General features: G+C 61.8%; 2 protein-coding genes. Both read right to left on the bottom strand.

The window, feature by feature from the left end:
- Positions 1-92: 92 nt before the first annotated feature.
- A complete protein-coding gene (locus B3Q33_RS12515; RefSeq protein ID WP_273009092.1) occupies positions 93-1,367 on the bottom strand; it encodes an alanine racemase in 1,275 nt (424 codons plus the stop codon).
- Entirely contained in the window at positions 1,364-2,731 is a 1,368-nt protein-coding gene (locus B3Q33_RS12510; protein WP_273009090.1) for a D-arabinono-1,4-lactone oxidase, read from the bottom strand. The genes B3Q33_RS12515 and B3Q33_RS12510 overlap by 4 nt, the downstream gene beginning before the upstream one ends.
- Positions 2,732-2,943: the final 212 nt, after the last annotated feature.

The following is a 2,943-nucleotide window of genomic DNA, read 5'->3' as shown; positions in this document are numbered from 1 at the left end:
CTTAGGCTCAGTGCACCCTACGATAGTTATTGAAAGGCCGCACCGGAAAACCGGTGCGGCCTTTGAGTTTTCGAGCGGTTTGCGGGGGACTGTCAGGCGCCCTTGCCCTGTGTCAGCGGTGGCCACCAATCCCGGATGGCACCGTCTTGCCACACCGCCAGATCACCGAATTGCAGCAACACGAATTCGCTTTGCGTGGGGCGCAGGAACAGTTGGTCGTCCACTTGCAGGGCATTATCCGGGCTGCCGTTGTACATCATCTGGTTGGTGCTGTGGCCATAGATGCCATTCTCGAGAATACCCGCCGGGGACACCGGCGTGGCCTTCCAGCAACCGCCGTAGATGAAATAGGTCTGGCGACGATTCGGGTCCCAGCGTTGCCATAGCTCACCCAGCGGCAGTGGCCCTGGCAGGTTCAGCCCGTCCCACTGTTTGAGTACTGGCGCAGCGATAAACACGGCCGGTTCGAAATCCGCCAGCAGGGGCAGGTCGAAGTCGCTGGCCTTGACCAGGCAGGAGCCGGCGGCCAGTTCGTTGACCACGGTGCTGTCGTCGTAGAGGCCGATGGTGGGGCTGCCGCCGCCGTTGAAACACAGGGCTTCATCCCGGTAGGCAGGCACCAGTCGGTAGAGGCGTTCGATAAAGCCCTGATAGATGGCCTCGGTTTCCCGGTGGCCTTCCTCGGCGTTCTGGATAAAACCGGGCAGCTTGCCCACATGGGCGTCGTAACCCATGAAACCGCTGAAACGCAGATGCGCCGGGTGGGCCTGAATCAGGCCGATCATTGCATCGAGCTGGTTCGGGTCGCCGAGGCCGCCCCGGTGCAGGCCCACGTCCAGTTCGATATTGATGTTCAGACGCCGGTTCAGGGTCCGGGCCAGTTGCAGGTACTGCTCCAGCCGCTGGCGGGAGTCGATCAGCCACTGCAGTTGCCGATCCGCATCGAAGTCACCGCTCAGCTCGTTGTAGAACTGTCGGGCGGCCTGTACCGGCATGGGCTTGCCCAGCAGCATGTCCACGCCGGGCTCTGCGTCGGCCAGCGCATTCATGAATGGCTGGTGGAATACCATCACCCGGTCGCTGCCAGTCTCGCGCATCACCGTTTGTATCATCGGCACACTGGGCAGAGATTTGGCCACGATGCGCAACGCGCAGCGCGACGGCAGCATGGCCTTCAGGGTGTGGCAGTTGCGCACCAGGCGCTGCTGATCCACCAGCATCAGTGGCCGGCCGGGGCCGGCGTTACGCAGGTGGTCATTGATGACCTGGAAGTAGGGTGTATGCGGTGCCCCCTGATTACCCGGGCGCAGCAGCCAGCCGCCTGCGGCCAGGGCGCCCAGCCCGATCAGAAATCCACGGCGTTTCATCCGGTTTCTCCAAACAGGGTGTTCAGGTGTTGGTTCAGCATCCGTCCCTGTGGGTCCAGCTCCCGGCGCACGGCCTGAAAGCGATCAAAGGCGGGATACATCTCGCGCAGTTCCCGCTGGCCCAGGGTATGCAGCTTGCCCCAGTGCGGGCGGCCGGCGTAGCGGCGCAGGATCGGCTCTACAGCAGTAAACAGCGGCTGATAATCCTGTGCGAAGTATTGATGGATAGACAGGCTGGCGCCGGGACGATCGTGGTACATGGACAGCAAGCGATCATCGGCAGCCACATAGCGGAATTCGATGGGGAAGAACACATTGATGTCCTGCTTGCGAATGGTCTCGCAGACTTCCTGCAGGCAGGCGATGCCGTCTTCCGCTGGCACCGTGTATTCCATTTCGTTGAAACGCACCGTGCGGCGGTTGGCGAAAACCTTGTGGGCAGGGCCGACATAGGTGCTGTCTTCCACGAACAGGGTGACCAGTTTCTGCAGATTAGGGGTCAGCCAGCCGGCGCGCATGGCCAGTTTGCAAACCAGCTCCAACAGATCGTTGCTGTCTTCCCGTTCGCTGCTGTCGTCGGGGTCGTCAGTGATTTCCATGGTCTTGACGATGGCCTGCTCGCCCAGCGGGAAGGCAAAAAATTCGATGTGGCGGACGTTGTCCTTTTCCTGCTCCACGAAATCCATGGCTTCCTGCAGGGGCAGGGTCCAGGTGCGTTCCTTGAGCCGGTAGGCGGGTTCGTGGCGAAAACCGACCTCGCTGACTACGCCCAGGGCGCCGACGCTGCAGCAGGCGGCCAGAAAGGCGTCGCCGTCGTCCCGGGTCAGGTTCAGGGCTTCGCCGTCAGCCAGGATCAGGCGCAGGCTTTCCACCTGGCCGGACAGGCTCTGCAGAGCGGTGCCGGTGCCATGGGTGCTGGTGGCAATGGCGCCGGCCAGGGATTGCAGGTTGATATCCGGTTCGTTGGCGAAGCTGTAGCCCATACCATTGGCCTGGGCGCTGGCCATGGCCAGTCGGGTACCACCACCGTAGGTGAAGATATCGCCGTCCTGACCTCGCAGTCCGGCCAGGGCTTCCAGAGACACCAGGGTGTCATCGCTGGGTACCACGGCACTGAACGAATGGCTGCCGCCGAAGGGGCGAATGGTGCCGCTGCTGTCGCGCAGGGTCTGGCGCAGCTGTGCTTCGCTGGTGGCAAAGACCAGATTGGCCGGGTTGGCGCTCTGGTTGCCGGACCAGTTCTGCCAGGCTGGCGCCTTTTCAGTTTCGGCCAGCAGGGCCTGGGGCGCCAATGCGCCAGTGGCCCCGGCACTGGCCAGGGCCTTCAGGAAACGGCGGCGGTCAATGGAATTCAACAAGGCCATGGTGCATCCTTTTGTTATTTGGCACCATCGTACAAGAAAGGCAGTGAATAGTTAATAGTGAATAGTTAACAGTTGCGCGGGCGGCGTGAGACGGTTCTGCCGGATCAGTCGCCGCGCTCAGGTTTTGAACGCGGCCTCGCAGGTTAAAACGCGCAACAAATCTTGACAAGGTATGCGGGCCGGGCAGCCTTCACTGTTCACTGTTCACTGTT

This window comes from Alcanivorax sp. UBA3183 (assembly GCF_002364155.1).
Lineage (GTDB): Bacteria > Pseudomonadota > Gammaproteobacteria > Pseudomonadales > Alcanivoracaceae > Alcanivorax > Alcanivorax jadensis.
Note: the sequence above shows the minus strand (reverse complement) of the source record. Positions and strands in the feature narration are given on the sequence as shown.